This window comes from Acetobacter syzygii (assembly GCF_000964225.1).
Lineage (GTDB): Bacteria > Pseudomonadota > Alphaproteobacteria > Acetobacterales > Acetobacteraceae > Acetobacter > Acetobacter syzygii.
Genome location: NZ_BAMZ01000051.1, coordinates 18,147 through 35,136 on the forward strand (window position 1 = coordinate 18,147; position 16,990 = coordinate 35,136).

Sequence of the window (16,990 nt, forward strand, 5' to 3'; positions counted from 1 at the left end):
GAGGTTGATGGCGCATAGGCACCAATAGTGCATGAGGAATTTAAGGAGTTACGGCAACGCAGGACAACCCCTGTTGCCGCAGGGCGGAGCATATGGTGTCCGTCTGGCCGGAGGGCAGCCCTGCCAGCCGTGTACGCCAGATGGGAGGGCGACCGGAGGGGGTAATTTTTTCCACCCGGTTCTGGGCGTGGCTCAACCCGCCGGAAGACTGGCGGGCAAGCGCAATGGCGTGCATGGCCCGCTCCGGCGTGGAAAAAGCTCCGATCTGAATCACGGCATGTCCGGCAGGTGTGCCGGGCTGCCAGACAAAGCCTGGCCCTGCCAGCCGTGTTGTGCTGACGCTCTGGGTGCTGGTCGCCTGCCCCGTAGGGGGTTGCAGGTCAGTGCTGTTGACGGCTGGCACAAAGGTGGCGGGTGGGTTGGCTGGTGTGTCATCCCCGGTGGAGGGCGGGGGCAGGGTATCGTCCGTTAGCGGGGGAGCATTCCCCTGCCCATAGGGGGAGGCCACAGCCACCTGCACGGGCGATGGCTGGTCAAGCGCTATGGCAGGCTGGGCCGGGCCGGGCAGGCTACCCGCCGGAACGGGGTCGTTGAGGTGGGGTGAGACCGAGGCCAGATAACTACGGGCGTAGGACGGCAGGGACATCCCGCGGGAGCGGTGGTTTTCCATGCACTGTGGTCCGCAACTGTAGGCGACCAGAAAGTCCGGTGTGCCAAAGCGGTCATACAGTTCGCGGATGTAACCACTGGCAGCCATAATATTATCGTGCGGGTTATAGGGGTCGGAGCCAAGGTGGTAACGCTGTGCCAGCTCGGCGTAAGTATCGGGTTTGATTTGCATAAGCCCCACAGCGCCATGCACGGAGCGGGTCAGATGCCCGTTCATATACTGGTGCCCCCCCGATTCCTGCTGCATGACTGCCCTGATCCATGACTGGGGAATGGAAAACCGTTCCGATGCCTCCAGAATATAAGGCCCCCACGGATTAAGGGCAGAACCCGGAGCACGGTAGGATGTTTTGGCAGGTCCGGCACAGGCGGACAGCACGGCCAGTCCGCCAAGAGCGATAAGGGATAAAATCCTGCGCCAGACACGGCGGTCCGCAAAGGTTGGAGCACACAGCAGCATAGGCGCATGGTGCCTGTTTAGGCGGGCGGATGCAAACACTCATGCCACGGGGCACAGCCCGCGGTGGGGGCTATTTGCCCCGCTGGCGGATGCTGCTTGTAATATCGTGCATCAGGTCCGGGTTGGTCCGACGGATCTGCCCTGCGCGCAGCACACTGGCTGCCGTGTAACGGGGCCGGGTTGTCCAGTTTTCCAGGAACTGGAGGTCGGACAGGGTTTCTGGCCCATGCTGCCGAAAAGCCTTAAGGGCGGCGGGGGTAGTAATCCCTGGCGTGGTGCCGGGTTTACGCAACATTGTACACATCCTGCTTGGTTGATCTTGGTCCAGTGTGAGTGTTGCGCCATTGTGCCGCAGCATCTGGCGCGGGGTCTTAGAACACCCACAATGTGTCAATTTCAAGCGCTAAGCGGTTTTGTCATAAAACCATGACAATAAAAGGAATAACCTTTTATAATTGTTAGGTTTTTTTTGTCGCACTTTGTAAAATTCCCGTGCCCAGCCGTTCCAGTGCTGCGCGTAGCGGGTCATCGGGCAGGGTGGGTAAGGTGCAGGTGGGGCCGTGGGTTTTGCGCACTGCACGCTTGCGGCGGGTGCCGGCTGTGGGGTCCTGCACAAAGCGGAGGCGCGCTACCAGTGCTTCCCCACACCATGTGTTGATCCGCGCCATAAGCATATCCGCCTGATGTTGCAGTTCCATGGCAACTGGTCCGGCACAGGCTACGGTCAGGGTGCCTGCACTAAGCCGGTGGGGGGTGGTTACGGCAGCATGGGCCGGGCCTACAATATCGGGCCAGGATGCAAACAGCATGGCCCCGGTCGGGGAGCGGCGGCGGAAGGCGGGGGCCGTTACGTTGGGGAGCAGGGCGGCAAGGGTGCGGGCCTTCATGGCGAGGCGCGGGGGTGGGGGCGGTATTTCCTCCTTGGTGCGCCTGCGGGCTGCGGGTTTGCGGGGTGGGGCTGCTTGCCGGGCAGGGGCTTCCGCCTTGCCCGAATGAAGTTCCTTCGCCATAACAGCCTCCGTGATTACGCCACCCGCCCATGCTCTGCTGCACTGGTATGACAGACACCGCCGTTCCCTGCCCTGGCGGTTCAGGGAGGGGGAGACACCAGACCCGTACCGTGTCTGGTTGAGTGAGATCATGCTTCAGCAAACAACGGTCAAGGCCGTTGGTCCTTATTATCTCAGATTTGTGGAAAAATTTCCAACCGTTCAGGCGCTTGCCCGTGCGGAGCGGGATGATGTGCTGGCCGCATGGGCTGGGCTTGGCTATTACTCCCGCGCCCGCAATCTCCACGCCTGCGCACAGGCTGTTGTTGCTCTTGGGGGTTTTCCCTGCACGGTGGAAGGGCTGCGTGCCCTGCCCGGTATTGGGGCATATACGGCAGCAGCTGTGGCTGCCATAGCCTTTGGCGTGCCGGTTGTGCCGGTGGATGGCAATGTGGAGCGCGTAACCGCCCGGCTTTACAACGTGCAGGAGCCGCTGCCCGCTGCCCGTAAAAAACTGGCGCAACTGGCCGATGGACTGAACGGCGATGCAGCGGCGCGGCAACGCCCGTCCGATTTTGCACAGGCTCTGTTCGATCTGGGGTCTTCCCTGTGTTCGCCCCGCCAGCCAGCCTGTGGGTTATGCCCGTGGCAGGCCGTGTGTGCAGGCCATGCGCAGGGTACGGCTGCGACCTTGCCGCGCAAGGCCCCCAAGGCCGAGCGCCCCGTGCGCTATGGTGTGCATTTTATGGTTATGGATGGCGCAGGTCAGGTGCTGCTGCGCAAACGCCCCGAAACGGGCCTGCTGGCTGCCATGACCGAACTGCCCGGTACCGACTGGCGCACAACGCCGTGGACGGAGGCAGAAGCCCTGACCCATGCGCCAGTGGCGGCGGCGTGGCAAAAAGCCGGTGCGGTCAAGCATGTGTTTACCCATTTTACGCTGAATGTGGTGGTGTATGCCGCACGTGTGGCGCAGTTTTCCAATCAGGATGTCAGGGATGGCTTTTTGCTGCCTGTTGCCCGGACAAAAACGGCATCCCTGCCATCAATTATGCAAAAATGTATGACAACAGGATACGACTTCCTGCATCGTGCATGAGAAGGCGGGGTGTTCTGGCACCCAATCCATTTTAATGGCCTTTGCGGCCGGGCCATAAAAGCAAGAAAAAGAGGTTGCATGGTTTTCCACCATATTCCGCCACAGGCTCATCTGGCCACTCAGGGGCAGCCCGGTAATAAGCCGGGTGTGCTGCTGGTTAACCTGGGCACGCCGGAGGGCACGGGTTACCGGGCGGTACGTCGCTACCTGTCCGAATTTTTATCCGACCGGCGGGTCATAGAGGGCTCGCCCCTGTTCTGGCAGCCATTGTTGCAAGGTGTGGTCCTGACCACGCGTCCTTCGCGCAGTGGGCGGGCTTACGCCCGTGTGTGGGATACGGAACGGAACGAAAGCCCGCTCCGTACGTACACCCGCCATCAGGCCGAAAAGCTGGCCGAACAGTTGGCGGCTGATGGTGTGCCTGTGGCATGGGGAATGCGCTATGGCAGCCCTTCTGTTGCGCAGGCGCTGCGCACACTTATGGAGCAGGGGTGTGACCGTATTGTTTGCCTGCCGCTCTACCCCCAGTACAGTGCAACCACCACCGCCACGGCCAATGACCAGCTTTTTCGGGTGTTGATGAAGCTGCGTAACCAGCCCGCCGTCCGTACTGTGCCGTCCTTCCCCGATGATCCGGATTTTATTACCGCTGTGGCGTCCTCCATCCGTGAGGAACAGATGCACGCGGACCAGCCGTTCCAGATGGTTGTCGCGTCCTTCCATGGTCTGCCACAGCAGTATGTGGATAAGGGCGACTCCTATTTGGCGGATTGTACCCGTACCGTTGCCGGTTTACGGGCAGAGCTGGGTATGGACGAGACAAACCTGCCCATGACCTTCCAGTCCCGTTTTGGGCCGACCAAATGGCTGGAGCCATACACGGCTCCCTTTATTACCGGCCTGCCAGCAAAGGGCATCCGGCGTATTGCGGTTGTGACTCCGTGTTTTATGGCGGACTGCCTGGAAACGCTGGATGAAATTGGCCACGAAGTGCGCGAGGAGTTCATGAAAGCCGGAGGCGAATCCTTTACCCTCGTCCCCTGCCTGAACGACAGCCCTGCCAGTATCCGCCTGCTGGAAAAACTGGTCCGTCGCGAACTGCTCGGCTGGCTTTAACACAAAGGGCCAGATGAGATGGCCCTTAGCCCTTAGCCCTTAGCCCTTAGCCCTTAGCCCTTAGTGGCGTGTGGAGAGGCCTTGCGCGGCCTGCCTTACATGGCCGTGCGGCTGGGCTTGGGGTGGGGGAGCGGCGTTTTGTCCGGGAACAGGCAGCTCTCTCTGGCGCTACACCGCCAGCACTCCGGTTTGCGGGCTTTGCACACATAACGCCCCTGCAGAATAAGCCAGTGGTGGGAATCGCGCACCATGGGGAGCGGAATCCGTGCCTCCAGCTTTTTTTCCACCGCTTCTACTGTGTGGCCACGGCCAAGGCCGGAGCGGTTGGCCAGCCGGAACACATGCGTATCCACCGGAACCGTGGGTTGGTTAAAGGCAACATTCAGCACCACATTGGCCGTTTTGCGGCCTACACCTGCCAGTTTTTCCAGCTCATCACGCGTGTGGGGGATCTGCCCACCATGGTCCGCCAGTAACTGGCGGGAGAGTGCGACAACATTTTTGGCTTTATTGCGCCACAGACCAATGGTGCGGATCAGCTGGCCCACCTGCTCGTCCCCCAGAGCCGCCATGGCCTGTGGCGTGGGGGCTGCGGCAAAGAGTGCGGGGGTTACGCGGTTGACCGAAGCATCCGTAGCCTGAGCAGACAGCACAACAGCAACCAGCAGCGTAAAAGGCGTGGTGTAGTGCAGTTCCGTCTGTGCATCCGGCCATGCGCGGGACAGGTCGGTTAAAAACTGTACGACTTCGGCCTTCGTCATATCCCGCGGGGCGGTCTGGGGGGCAGCCCCGGCCTTTGTGTTCGCTGTAGCCCTGGCTTTACCTGTGGGCGCGCGCGCAGTTGCACGGCTTGCTGGCCTGTCTGCCCTGGTGGTGTTTTTGGGCGTGGTGGGCTGTTGGTCCGGCTGTGTTGTGGCCGTGGTCTTGCGTGGTCTGGGGGGCATGTGGGGGCTTATCGTTAATGGGGCTGGGAGCCGCATTTTTCCAGCCGGGGCGGGTTTGCGCAATATCGCGTCTTTACGATACAGGTCGTAGGCCCTGCCCGCCGGTGCGGATGGACGCATTTTTTCGGGTGTCTGGTTTATGGCTTCTTCTGCTGGTCGTGCTTCTTCCTCCATGCCCAAGGCATCCCTTTTTGTGGACGTGTTGGGTTTTGTCATTCGCCTGTGGCTGGCGTTTCCGCGGCCTTTGGGGGTAACGGTGGGCATGGTGCTGCTGGCAACGCTGGCGGATGTGCTGATGCCGCTGGCCGCGGGCCGTCTGGTCTCCGATGTGGCGGAGCCTGCCGTGCAGTCCGCGCGTTTGCACCATGCGTTATGGATGGTCGCAGCCCTTGCCGGTTGCGGGTTTGGCAGTGTTCTGGCCAAGCGGTACGCCTACCTTGGTATTACCCGGCTGACCACCAGAGTAATGCAGAAGATTGGCACGGAATCCTTTGCCCATGTACAGCGCCTGTCCACCGACTGGCACGCCAATACCTTTGCCGGTTCCACCGTAAGGCGGCTGACAAGAGGCATGTGGGCGGTGGATATGCTGGATGACACGCTCCTGCTCATGCTGCTGCCCGAATTCTGCCTGCTGGTTCTGACCACCCTTGTTCTGGGCTGGCACTGGCCTGCCATGGGGGTCATGCTTGGGGTCCTGTCGGCGCTGTTTGTCGCCCTCTCCTGTATGTTGACCCTGCGTTACGTTGCCCCTTCGGCACAGGCGGCCAATGCGGGGGATAGCAAGGTGGGCGCGGCACTGGCCGATGCCATAACGTGCAATGCCGTGGTCAAGGCCTTTGGGGCAGAAACGCGGGAAGAAGAACGCCTGACCCATACGCTGGACCAGTGGCGCACAGCCACCGCCCGGATGTGGATCCGTGGGACCGACAGCGCCAATATTCAGGCGGCAGCCGTGGTGGTCATGCGTCTGTCTCTGGCAGCCGCAGCGGTGTGGCTCTGGTGCAAAGGGCAGGCTGGGCCGGGTGATGTGGCATATGTGCTGACCATGACTTTTCTGGTGCAGGGTTATTTGCGCGAGATCGGGCAGCAGGTCTCGGTGGTGCAGCGCTCGGTGAATGAGATGGAAGAACTGCTGCTGCTGTGGCGAACCCCCCTGACAGTAGCGGACCCTGCCCAGCCGGTTAGCCTGCATGTGGCCCATGGCGACATCGAGTTCAAACATGTGACATTCCAGTATCCGGGCCAGAAAACTGCCCTGTTTACCGACCTGTCGGTCCGTATTGCGCCGGGGAGCCGTGTGGGGCTGGTAGGGCCATCTGGTTCTGGAAAATCCACATTTACCAAGCTGCTCCTGCGGTTGTACGCGCAGAACAGCGGCCACATTCTGATTGATGGGGTGGATACGGCAAGCGTCCGCCAGTCTGACCTGCGCCGCCAGATTGCACTTGTGCCGCAAGAGCCCATTCTGTTCCATCGCAGTCTGGCCGAAAACATTGCTTATGGCAGACCAGATGCGACAGCCGAGCAGATTGCTCAGGCGGCCCGTCTGGCCAATGCGGCAGACTTTATAGAGCGTCTGCCCGATGGATACGCAACCTTGGTGGGCGAGCGTGGCGTCAAGCTTTCTGGGGGGGAGCGCCAGCGTGTGGCCATTGCCCGTGCCTTTTTGGCGGATGCCCGTATTCTGGTGCTTGATGAGGCCACGGCCAGTCTGGATTCCGAGTCCGAGGCTCTGGTGCAGGAGGCCATGGAACGGCTGATGCAGGGGCGTACGGTGCTTATTGTGGCGCACCGGCTGGCAACTGTTGTGGGGCTGGACCGCATTCTGGTGTTTGAACACGGGCGGATTGTAGAGGATGCTCCCCACGCCGAGCTGGTGCAGCACGAGGGCGGGCTTTACCAAAGGCTGTATGCCCTGCAAAGCCTGTAAAGACCCTGCGCGTGACTGCCTGAATGATGCAGATGGTGCGGGCGGCTAGGTGGTGGGGCTGGCAGGAGTCTGGTGGATCTTGCGCACCAGATAAATGGGGCGCTGTTTGGTTTCCATATAGATCCGGCCGATGTACTCGCCCAGCATACCAATGCTGATGATCTGAATGCTGCCAAAGAATGTGACGGCAAAAAAAAGCGAGGCATAGCCCGGCACCGCATTGCCCATAAACAGGGTGCGCCCGACAATAAAAAGTCCGTACATCAAGGCACAAATTGCTCCGACAGTGCCCAGATACGTCCAGATCCGGATGGGAAGAGTGGAAAAACTCGTCAGCCCTTCAAGTGCAAAGTTCCATAGCGCCACACCGGAGAATTTGCTCTCTCCCGCATTGCGGGCTGCGCGCACGTAATCCAGCGTAACAGTGCGGAACCCCACCCATGCGTACAGACCTTTCATGAAGCGCTGCCGCTCGGGTAGCTGTTGCAGGGCATCCACCACGCACCGGTCCATCAGGCGGAAATCCCCCACATTGGATGGGATTTTGATTTTGGACAGACGATTATGCAGCGAATAGAACCACGAGGCCGTCAGGCGTTTAGCCGCACTGTCTGACGAGCGGTCAACCCGCCTGCCCAGAACCACCTCGGCACCTTCCTGCCATGCGGTAATCATTGGGGGGATAAGTTCTGGCGGGTCTTGCAGGTCTGCATCAATGACAATTACAGCGGCACCCGTTGCCGCATCCAACCCTGCGGTCATGGCGGCTTCCTTGCCAAAATTGCGCGATAGTTCGACAATTTTGAACCGGCTGTTCTGGCGGGCAAGCGCAATCAGGCGTCTGAGCGTATCATCCTTGCTGCCATCATCCACACAGACGAGTTCCCACTCTGTATCGGGGATAGCAGTAAGAACGGGGAGAATGGTCTGGGCAAAAAGGTCAACACCGTTCCCCTCGTTATAAAATGGAACAACGAGAGAAATTAAACTTGGCATTGACGCACCGCTATCCATAACCATGACAATTCAAAAAACACTCTCAAAATCAGGACGTTCTGATGGAAATCTACAATGTTGCACGGGCCTGATCATCCCTGACAATCCGCATGTGCCATCATACGGGATTGTGCAGCACCAGAGCCGCTGGAGCAACACATTGCCACGCGCAGGCTGACTGTAAATTTTGTATGGAGATTTTGGCGGAGGGGAAGGGATTCGAACCCTCGATACGACTTGACATCGTATAACGGTTTAGCAAACCGCCGCCTTCAGCCTCTCGGCCACCCCTCCGCCGAAGAGTGCAGACACGACGTTTGCATTGCTGCTTTTAGGGGGTTTGGCGCGTTCCGTCAAACCCCCATATGCGTAATTTGGTGTTATTTTTTATCTGGTCGTTTTCAGGCGTCCAGACGGGCTTTAAGGGCTTCGTTCACAAGGGCCGGGTTGGCCTTGCCCTTGGTTTCCTTCATGACCTGCCCAACAAAAAATCCGAACAGCTTGTCCTTGCCGGAGCGGTATTCGGCCAGCTTGTCTGCGTGCTTGTCCAGAATGGCGCTAATGGCTGCGTCAATCACACCTGTGTCGGTAACCTGCCGCAGGCCCTTTTTTTCCACAATGGCATCGGGGCTTTCGCCCGTTTCCACCATGTCTTCAAAGACTTCCTTGGCAATTTTGCCGTTAATGGTCTTATCCGCAATCAGGTCGAGCATTTTGCCCAGTGCCTCGGCACTGACCGGGCTGGTTTCTATACTGTTGCCCGTGCGGTTGAGGGCGGCAAACAGGTCACCCATGACCCATGTCGCGGCCAGCTTACCATCGCGCCCACGGGCTACGGTTTCGTAATAGTCCGCTACGGCCTGTTCAGCGACCAGCACCCCGGCATCGTAAAAGGCAATGCCATATTCCGCCTGAAAACGCGCACGTTTGGCATCGGGCAGTTCGGGCAGTTGGGCCGCCAGTTCGTCCACCCATGCCTGTTCCAGTACCAGCGGCAACAGGTCGGGGTCGGGGAAGTAGCGGTAATCATGCGCATCTTCCTTGGAGCGCATGGTCCGGGTTTCGCCCCGGCTGGGGTCAAACAGGCGGGTTTCCTGATCAACTTCCCCGCCGTTTTCCCATATTTCCACCTGACGGGCGGCTTCCACCTCAATGGCCTGCATCACAAAGCGGATGGAGTTGACGTTTTTGATCTCGCACCGCGTGCGGAAGGGTTCCCCCGCCTTGCGGACAGAAACGTTTACGTCGGCCCGCATGGAGCCTTCTTCCATGTTGCCATCGCAAGTGCCAAGGTAGCGTAGGATCTGGCGCAACTTGCGCAGGTAAGCCCCGGCTTCCTCCGGTTCGCGAATATCGGGTTCGCTCACAATTTCCATCAGGGCAACGCCAGAGCGGTTCAGGTCCACAAAGGATTTTGTGGGGTCCTGATCGTGCAGCAGTTTGCCCGCGTCCTGTTCAAGGTGCAGGCGGGTTACACCAATCTCGCGCACGTCCCCGTTTTGCAGTTCAATGCTGATGGTGCCTTTGCCCACAATCGGGTACTCGAACTGGCTGATCTGGTAGCCCTGCGGCAGATCGGCATAAAAGTAGTTTTTGCGGTCAAAGCGGCTGTTCAGGTTGATTTGAGCCTTAAGCCCCAGCCCGGTGCGAATGGCCTGTGCCACGCACTCGTGGTTGATAACGGGCAGCATTCCGGGGAATGCGGCATCCACCAGACTGACCTGCGTGTTGGGGTCTCCGCCAAAGGTGGTGGAGGCACCGGAGAACAGCTTGGAATGGCTGATCACCTGCGCATGGACTTCCAGACCGACCACAATTTCCCATGTGCCGGTACGGCCTTCAATTGTGTAGCTCATGCGCCTGCTCCCGCATGGACGGACGGTTTATGCGTAAAGCCAGCCGCCGCTTCCAGCGCGCCGCCAATAGACAGCACGGTTTCTTCATCAAAATGTTTGCCAATGACCTGCAGGCCCAGTGGCAGCCCGACCCCGTTCAGCCCGACAGGGACAGACAGGGCAGGAACACCGGCCATGCTGGCTGGTACGGTAAAGATGTCGTTCAGGTACATCTGCACCGGATCATCCATGTTTTCGCCCTGTGCAAAGGCGGCGGATGGGGCTGTTGGGGTCAGGAGCACGTCCACGTTTTCAAACGCCTGTTCAAAGTCCCGTTTGATCAGGGTGCGGACCTTCTGTGCCTTCAGGTAGTACGCATCATAATACCCGGCGGACAGAACATAGGTGCCCATAAGAATACGGTTGCGCACTTCCTGCCCAAAACCTGCGGCACGGGTGGCTTCGTACACGCCATCCAGTGTTGGGGCGTCCTTGCGCAGGCCAAAACGGATGCCATCGTAACGGGCAAGGTTGGAGGAGCACTCGGCCGGGGCAATAATGTAGTAGGTGGTCAGCCCATGGCGCGTGTGGGGGAGGGAGACATCCACCACCTCGCACCCGGCGGCCTTGAGCCACGCAATACCCTGTTCCCACATGGCCACAACATCTGCTGGCAGGCCGGGGGCGCGGTATTCGGTGGGAATACCCACGCGCAGGCCCTTAACGCTTTTGCCTACAGCCTTGTGGAATTCCGGTACAGGGCGGTTGGAGCTTGTGCTGTCCTTGGCATCAAACCCTGCCATGGCCTCAAGCATCAGCCCGGCATCTGCCACGCTGCGGGTCATGGGGCCAGCCTGATCGAGCGAGCTTGCAAAGGCAATGGTGCCCCAGCGGCTGCACCGGCCATAGGTTGGTTTAAGGCCGACAATACCGCAATAGGCGGCAGGCTGGCGGATGGAGCCACCCGTGTCCGTTCCTGTTGCGGCCAGTGCCAGACCAGCCGCCACGGCAGCGGAGGAACCACCGGAGGAGCCACCGGGCACAAGGGCCGTGCTCTCATCCCCCTTGCGCGTCCATGGGTTGGTGGTCGGGCCAAAAGCCGAGCTCATGTTGGCTGAGCCCATGGCAAATTCGTCCAGATTGGTTTTGCCAAGGAACACCGCGCCCGCGTTCAGCAGGTTGGCGGTTACCGTGCTCTCATAAGGAGGCACAAAGTTCTCGAGCATTTTGCTGGCGGCTGTTGTGCGCACGCCCTTGGTGCAGAACAGGTCTTTTACACCAATGGGCAGGCCGTCCATAAGCCCTGCCGTGCCTGCGGCGTAGCGGGCATCTGCTGCATCCGCGCTGGCCAGCACGTCCTGTTCAGGCAGAACGGTAATGTAGGCGTTCAGGGCGGTGTTCAGCCGACCAATGGCGTCCAGATGAGCCTGTGCCAGTTCCCGCGCGGAAAACTTGCGTGCGGCAAGCCCGGCACGGGCTTGGGTGAGGGTCAGACCGGTCAGCATTATTCCACCACCTTGGGTACGGTATAGAAGGGGCCAGATGTTTCTGGTGCGCAGGCCAGCAGGGCGTCACGGCAGTTGCCGTCGGTCACCTTGTCTTCACGCTGGCGCAGGGTTTCCGTTTCCGTTCCCACCATGGGCGGCACACCCGTAACATCTACCTCTGCCAGCTGGTCAATCCAGCCCAGAATGCCATTTAGCTTCTGGCGCGTGGCCTCAAGCTCGTTGTCTTCAAGCCCGATCCGGGCCAGTTTTGCGATGCGTCGGGTGGTCGCAAGGTCAAGCGACATGAGAGTGGGCCCCTCTTTCTTCAGTCTCAATAGAGAATTGCACCTAGCATAATCGCGCGGAAGGCAACATACCATGGGCATGACTCTTCTCACTCTTCCCCAATTAGCTGCCACCCTGCCCAGACATGCCCGCCTGCTGGGCATAGATCCCGGGCGTAAACAGGTGGGGCTGGCGCTGTCCGATGTCTCGCGTCTGGTGGCTACCCCCTTCCAGACCGTCAAACGCGGCAAGCTGGGGGAAATGGTTACCTTTATTCGTGCCGTGGCGCAGGAGCATGAGGTAGCGGGGCTGGTTGTGGGCATTCCCCTTTCGCTCGATGGGTCTTTTGGTCCCGCAGCGCAGGCCAGCCGGGACTGGACAATGGACCTATCGCGGCAGACGGGCCTGCCCGCCTGCCTGTGGGATGAGCGTCTGTCCTCCTCTGCGGTCAACCGGATGCTTATTCAGGAAGCCGATCTGTCCCGCGCAAAACGGGCCGAGGCGGTGGATAAGCTTGCTGCGGCGTATATTCTGCAGGCGGCACTGGATAGCCTGCGGGGGGATGTCACGCCTTTCTGATTACAGATTGGTGGCTTACATTTGCCACAAAGAGCCTGCAAACCCATGTAACAGAAGATGTTACAAGATATTTGAGAAGGAATGGCCCAATGACCAAGCAGTCGTTTGCTACCGCACTGATGACCATGGTGGGTGCCGCCGTATTTGCTGTAAGCCTGCCCGGTGCCTCCGCACATGCGGAAGAACAGGGTGCTTTGACAAAAGCATGGGATTCGACCCGTCAGGGTACGGAAAAAGCATGGGACAAGACCAAGAACGGTACCGAAAAAGCTTGGGACAAAACAAAAGCCGGTACCGACAAGGCTTGGGATAAGACCAAAGATGGCAGTGCCAAGGCCTGGGACAAGACCAAGTCTGGCACAACCGAAGCATGGGACAAGACCAGGAACGGTACGGAAAAAGCTTGGGACAAAACAAAAACCGGTACCGACAAGGCTTGGGATAAAACCAAAGATGGTAGTGCCAAGGCTTGGGACAAAACTAAATCTGGCACAACCGAAGCGTGGGACAAGACCAAGAATGGCACCAAGGAAGCCGCACATGATGTTGGCAACTGGGGTGAGCGTACGGGCCAGAAAATTGGAAGTACCGGCAAGGAAATCGGGCACGATATCCACAACGGCCTGACAGACGATAACAAATAAAGGCTGCGGTGCCGCCAAACAGAAAACCCCGCTCTCCCATGGCAGGAGAGCGGGGTTTTTTTATGGGTGCCCCGGAGCCCAAGCCCCGGACCTACGCTGTAATCAGGCGTAGGTGTCCAGCAGGTTGGTGTCGCTCAGTGCGGAATCGGAGCCTGAGGACCCACCGGTCGTGGTTTCGGAAAGGATATCCCCGCTGGCGTCCTTGACGATGGTCGTAATGGACCCATCGGCATTGAAGCGCTGGCTGGTTGTGGTGGAAGAAGAGGATGAGGAAGAGCTGCTGCCTGAAGACGAGGAGCTGGAGGACGTGCTGTCGGAAGAGGACGTGCCAAACAGGCTGCTAACGCTGCTGCTGCTCAGGTCGGAAATGGAAGAAGACATGGAGGATGCCTCATATATACGGATGGATTAAAAAGCCCCGTCATTGTCATGCCTGCATTTGGTCAATGTCAATCATTATCAGTCCCGCTTGCGGTGGGGAGCTGCCACTGTTTTTTTGGGGGGATACGTGCTGTCCGTCTGCTCTGGTGGTTTTTGCCAGCCCGGCCCGGGTGTGCCCGGAGTGGTGGGGGTGGCTTAGCGCCGTGCGTTATGCAGGTGCCAGATTGCCCAGCGGGCTGCACGGAATGTGGTCACTCTGGCCCGCAAAGCCAGCCAGTAAGCTTGAAAAGCGGTCATCCGGGCCTCCCCAACACCTTGTAAATTCTTTTTTAATCTAATGGGGCATCATGGCCTGACTATGACGTTCAGCCAATTCTTGCGTTTAGGCAACAAAAAAGGCGACTCCCCCAATGAAGGGGAAGCCGCCTTGTACGCCGTAACCGGGCCTGAAGAATCAGACTTTGGCGTCTTCAATCAGAATCTGTTCGATAATGTCCAGACCTTCATCAATCAGTGCATCGGATGCGGTCAGCGGGGTCAGAATGCGAATGGTCGCGCCCTTTACGCCGCAGGCCAGCAGGATCAGCCCTTTTTCGCATGCTCTGGCGCAAACCTTGGAGGCAAAGCCTGCCCGCTGTTCTTCACCTGCATGGCGTTCAAGAATGTCAAAGGCGATCATGGCGCCCAGACCGCGTGGCATACTGACGGGCAGCATGTCGGTACGCTTGTGCCAGCCGGTAATACGGGCCTTCAGGCGTTCGCCCATGGCGTTGGCGCGGTCGAGCAGTTTTTCCTCGTCAATCACATCCAGCACGGCAAGGGCTGCCGCGCAGGCCAGAGGTGCGCCAGCATAAGTGCCACCTAGACCGCCGGGAGGTACGCTGTCCATCAGGTCTGCACGACCAATAACGCCAGAAAGCGGCATACCCCCAGCAAGGGACTTGGCAACGGAGATCAGGTCCGGTTCCACGCCGGAGTGTTCAATGCCAAACAGCTTGCCGGTACGGCCAAAGCCGCTCTGCACTTCATCGGCAATCAGCTTGATGCCGTGCTGGTCGCACAGGGTGCGCAGGTGCTTGAGCAGCGCTGTGGGTGCAACACGGAACCCGCCTTCGCCCTGCACGGGTTCAATAATAATGGCCGCCACGTTGCTGGGGGCAATATCGGCGGCAAACAGGAAGTGCAGCATCTTCAGGCTGTCTTCCACCGTAATGTCGTGGTCAGGGAAGGGAACGTGGTACACTTCGCCCGGCAGTGTGCCAAAGGGGGCCTTGTAAGGCAGAACCTTGCCGGTCATGGCGGAGGCCAGCAGCGTGCGGCCGTGGAAGCCGCCACAGAATGCAATAACGCCGTTGCGGCCGGTTGCGGCACGGGCAATTTTTACGGCGTTTTCGGTTGCTTCCCCACCGGTGGTGAAGAAAATGGTTTTGGCCGGGCCAGAGAAGGGCGCACGGGCATTCAGCTTTTCGGCCAGTTCAATGTAGGATTCGTAAGCCGAAACCTGAAAAGCGGTGTGCGTAAAGCGTTCGAGCTGCTTTTTAACCGCATCCATCACCTTGGGGTGGCGGTGGCCCACGTTCAGCACGGCAATGCCGCCTGCAAAGTCAACGTAACGGCGGCCTTCCACGTCCCACAGTTCCGCGTTTTCTGCGCGGTCTGCAAAAACGGGAGTGGAGGTGGCAACACCGCGCGGAACAGCGTTGTTGCGGCGGGCCAGCAGGTCTTTGTTCGTGGTGCTCATCGGGTTTGGCTCCGGCTATGGCGTCTCTTATCCGGCCCGCGTTGGGGCCGAACAAACATTGTCGTTCCGTAAGTGTTTTTATTGAACGAGGGGAGGAGATTTTTTGGTGCGCAGGTGGTGACAAAAAATCAACAGACCCGCCATACCCGGCAGAGACCCTAGGTTCTGCGGTTCAGGCAGGGGGGAGCAAGGTGTTATCCATCTCCTGCGCGACCTGTTCCATCAGCCATGTGCGGAAGGTCCGCAGGGAGGGTTTTTCCCATATCTGCTCGGAAGCCCGCAGGACATATGCGCCCAAAGGTGTTTCCTTGAGTGGAGTCTGGGTTGGCTGTACGCGGACCAGTCGCCCGGTCAGCAGGTCATCTCCCAGCAAAAAGGGGTTGCCCAGAGCAATACCTTCCCCTGCTCTGGCAGCCGCAAGCGTAATATGGGCCTGCCACAACCTGCCTGCGGTGGGGATAACAGAGGGGCTGATGCCCTGGGCTGCAAACCAGCATCGCCACTCGGTATCGTCCTCCTCGTGTAGCAGGGGGGCATCAAGCAGGTCTTCGGTTGTGCGGGGCTGGCCACCCAGTGCTTGAATGCACTCAGGGGATGCCACGGGAAAAACAGGCGGGCGCGCAATGGCCATGTGGCGGATGGTGCGGGGTTCGGGCGTTGTGTTGCCCGCGCGAACATAGCCGATCTGTGCATGGTTGGTGGATTCCACCCCACTCATATGGAACGCCGCACTGGCATCGACCGAGCGGAGCAGGACTTCCATATGTGGGTGCGACTTGCGAAAACCATATAGCCGGGGCAGCAGCCAGTGGTAGGCAAATCCATGCGCGCAGGTCACGGTGAGTGGGGCTACGCGGTTGCGCATATCCGCCGTGGCTGTGGCCAGCCCGTCCAGCAGGGGGGCAATACGGTCGTAATATGTGTGGCCTGCCTGTGTGAGGTGGCCTGTTCCCTTATCCCGCAGGGCAATGCCGAGCGAGAGTTCAAGGTCGCGGATATGGCGGCTGATTGCGGCATGGTCCACGCGCAGTTCCGTGGCTGCCCGCCGTATGCCGCCCGTGCGGGCAAAGGCGACAAAAGCGTTCAGCGCGGACAGGGGGGGAATGCGGTAGCGTGGGTCCATGGATGCAGTCAGGTCTGGCGAGTGTTGCGTGGGTGGGCTGTGCGGCCATTGGAGGCCAAATGGCCCAAAAAGCAAGGTCTGCTATGGAGTGGCTGATCCGCCATGTTTGTGCGCCGTGGCGGAGGGGCTCTGGTTTTTGCGTTGCAAAATCGGTCAGGTATGGTTTATTCCGCACCCATCACAGCAAACGGTCCCGCGCAAGCGGAATAAAAGGGAATGCCGTATTCTCCCCTGAGGAGATCAGTCGGCAACTGCCCCCGCAACTGTAGGCGGAGAGTGTTTGGTCCGAGTGGCTTAGTCAGCCGCTGCCACTGGTTGCCCTGCAACCGGGAAGGTTGGACCAGATGCGTTGATCCGCAAGTCAGGAGACCTGCCGTTTTTGCTTGTACCTTGAACGCCGGACGGGGGTGCCGGAGGTGGATGGTCAAAGATGCTGCTTTATACCTGACGGTCTTTATTTCCCACACGCGCATTTATTCCAACAGCACACCCGTTCCGGGGTGGGGAAACAGGCCCTGATTCAATGATAATTTTACGTAAAACACATGGCCTGCGGTGGCGCGTTGCCCTGCTGTGCCAGTCCATGAGTATTGCTGGGGTGTTGCTTTCAGGCACGTCGGCGTTTGCGCAGAATGCGGAGACGCAGCTGGAGCAGGACCGCCGTCGCCTGGGCAATTCCGGCCCACTGGTCTCCGAGGTGGACCCGGCC

16 protein-coding genes, 1 tRNA gene, 1 pseudogene and 1 riboswitch are annotated in these 16,990 nt (G+C 59.4%); of the genes and pseudogenes, 6 read left to right on the forward strand and 12 right to left on the reverse strand.

Annotated features, from left to right (window positions below; all coding sequences use genetic code 11):
- Positions 1–40: 40 nt before the first annotated feature.
- The 3 genes from Absy_RS11570 to Absy_RS11580 all read right to left on the reverse strand — a co-directional run bounded on the left by Absy_RS11570 (position 41) and on the right by Absy_RS11580 (position 2,139).
- On the reverse strand, positions 41–1,129 hold the full coding sequence (locus tag Absy_RS11570) for a lytic transglycosylase domain-containing protein (protein WP_048854913.1): 1,089 nt from the start codon (positions 1,127–1,129) through the stop codon (positions 41–43).
- 70 nt (positions 1,130–1,199) lie between these two features.
- Positions 1,200–1,424, reverse strand: a complete 225-nt coding sequence (locus tag Absy_RS11575; RefSeq protein WP_048854914.1) for a hypothetical protein — start codon at positions 1,422–1,424, stop codon at positions 1,200–1,202.
- Between the two features lie 163 nt (positions 1,425–1,587).
- The gene (locus Absy_RS11580) at positions 1,588–2,139 is read right to left on the reverse strand and encodes a DciA family protein (RefSeq protein WP_048854915.1); all 552 of its coding nucleotides are present in this window, start codon (positions 2,137–2,139) and stop codon (positions 1,588–1,590) included.
- A 10-nt stretch (positions 2,140–2,149) separates the two neighbouring features.
- On the opposite strand from Absy_RS11580, the gene Absy_RS11585 reads away from it, so the two are divergent.
- Together Absy_RS11585 and hemH are read left to right on the forward strand one after the other, a co-directional pair.
- Complete coding sequence (locus Absy_RS11585; RefSeq protein WP_146802639.1) at positions 2,150–3,217, forward strand: A/G-specific adenine glycosylase; 1,068 nt, start codon at positions 2,150–2,152, stop codon at positions 3,215–3,217.
- 78 nt (positions 3,218–3,295) lie between these two features.
- Positions 3,296–4,333 (forward strand): ferrochelatase, encoded by a 1,038-nt coding sequence (gene hemH, locus Absy_RS11590; protein ID WP_048854916.1) that lies wholly within the window; start codon positions 3,296–3,298, stop codon positions 4,331–4,333.
- 95 nt (positions 4,334–4,428) lie between these two features.
- Here the strand turns inward: hemH and nth are convergent, their stop codons facing one another.
- A complete protein-coding gene (nth, locus tag Absy_RS11595) occupies positions 4,429–5,094 on the reverse strand; it encodes an endonuclease III (RefSeq protein ID WP_052945764.1) in 666 nt (221 codons plus the stop codon).
- A 322-nt stretch (positions 5,095–5,416) separates the two neighbouring features.
- On the opposite strand from nth, the gene Absy_RS11600 reads away from it, so the two are divergent.
- On the forward strand, positions 5,417–7,210 hold the full coding sequence (locus tag Absy_RS11600; RefSeq protein WP_048854917.1) for an ABC transporter ATP-binding protein: 1,794 nt from the start codon (positions 5,417–5,419) through the stop codon (positions 7,208–7,210).
- Between the two features lie 45 nt (positions 7,211–7,255).
- Here Absy_RS11600 and Absy_RS11605 read toward each other — a convergent pair whose 3' ends face one another.
- The 5 genes from Absy_RS11605 to gatC all read right to left on the reverse strand — a co-directional run bounded on the left by Absy_RS11605 (position 7,256) and on the right by gatC (position 11,833).
- Positions 7,256–8,206: a glycosyltransferase family 2 protein gene (locus Absy_RS11605; protein ID WP_052945765.1), complete on the reverse strand. Its 951-nt coding sequence runs from the start codon at positions 8,204–8,206 to the stop codon at positions 7,256–7,258.
- A gap of 201 nt (positions 8,207–8,407) precedes the next feature.
- A tRNA-Ser gene (locus Absy_RS11610) sits at positions 8,408–8,500 on the reverse strand.
- A 107-nt stretch (positions 8,501–8,607) separates the two neighbouring features.
- Positions 8,608–10,062: an Asp-tRNA(Asn)/Glu-tRNA(Gln) amidotransferase subunit GatB gene (gatB, locus tag Absy_RS11615; protein WP_048854918.1), complete on the reverse strand. Its 1,455-nt coding sequence runs from the start codon at positions 10,060–10,062 to the stop codon at positions 8,608–8,610.
- On the reverse strand, positions 10,059–11,546 hold the full coding sequence (gene gatA / locus Absy_RS11620; protein ID WP_048854919.1) for an Asp-tRNA(Asn)/Glu-tRNA(Gln) amidotransferase subunit GatA: 1,488 nt from the start codon (positions 11,544–11,546) through the stop codon (positions 10,059–10,061). The genes gatB and gatA overlap by 4 nt, the downstream gene beginning before the upstream one ends.
- A complete protein-coding gene (gene gatC / locus Absy_RS11625) occupies positions 11,546–11,833 on the reverse strand; it encodes an Asp-tRNA(Asn)/Glu-tRNA(Gln) amidotransferase subunit GatC (protein WP_048854920.1) in 288 nt (95 codons plus the stop codon). The genes gatA and gatC overlap by 1 nt, the downstream gene beginning before the upstream one ends.
- A gap of 79 nt (positions 11,834–11,912) precedes the next feature.
- On the opposite strand from gatC, the gene ruvX reads away from it, so the two are divergent.
- Both ruvX and Absy_RS11635 read left to right on the forward strand, forming a co-directional pair.
- Positions 11,913–12,392, forward strand: a complete 480-nt coding sequence (gene ruvX / locus Absy_RS11630; protein WP_048854930.1) for a Holliday junction resolvase RuvX — start codon at positions 11,913–11,915, stop codon at positions 12,390–12,392.
- Between the two features lie 89 nt (positions 12,393–12,481).
- Entirely contained in the window at positions 12,482–13,036 is a 555-nt protein-coding gene (locus Absy_RS11635) for an endoglucanase (RefSeq protein WP_245614835.1), read from the forward strand.
- 102 nt (positions 13,037–13,138) lie between these two features.
- Here Absy_RS11635 and Absy_RS11640 read toward each other — a convergent pair whose 3' ends face one another.
- The 3 genes from Absy_RS11640 to Absy_RS11650 form a co-directional block, all read right to left on the reverse strand.
- Complete coding sequence (locus Absy_RS11640; RefSeq protein ID WP_084597166.1) at positions 13,139–13,417, reverse strand: hypothetical protein; 279 nt, start codon at positions 13,415–13,417, stop codon at positions 13,139–13,141.
- Between the two features lie 454 nt (positions 13,418–13,871).
- Positions 13,872–15,158, reverse strand: coding sequence for a 4-aminobutyrate--2-oxoglutarate transaminase (gabT, locus tag Absy_RS11645; RefSeq protein ID WP_048854922.1), 1,287 nt, complete (start codon positions 15,156–15,158; stop codon positions 13,872–13,874).
- A gap of 172 nt (positions 15,159–15,330) precedes the next feature.
- Positions 15,331–16,281 (reverse strand): LysR substrate-binding domain-containing protein, encoded by a 951-nt coding sequence (locus tag Absy_RS11650; protein WP_048854923.1) that lies wholly within the window; start codon positions 16,279–16,281, stop codon positions 15,331–15,333.
- 171 nt (positions 16,282–16,452) lie between these two features.
- A riboswitch (cobalamin riboswitch) is annotated at positions 16,453–16,673 on the forward strand.
- A 131-nt stretch (positions 16,674–16,804) separates the two neighbouring features.
- Here Absy_RS11650 and Absy_RS11655 point away from each other — a divergent pair.
- Positions 16,805–16,990 (forward strand): annotated as a pseudogene (locus Absy_RS11655) (carbohydrate porin); the annotation flags it as partial.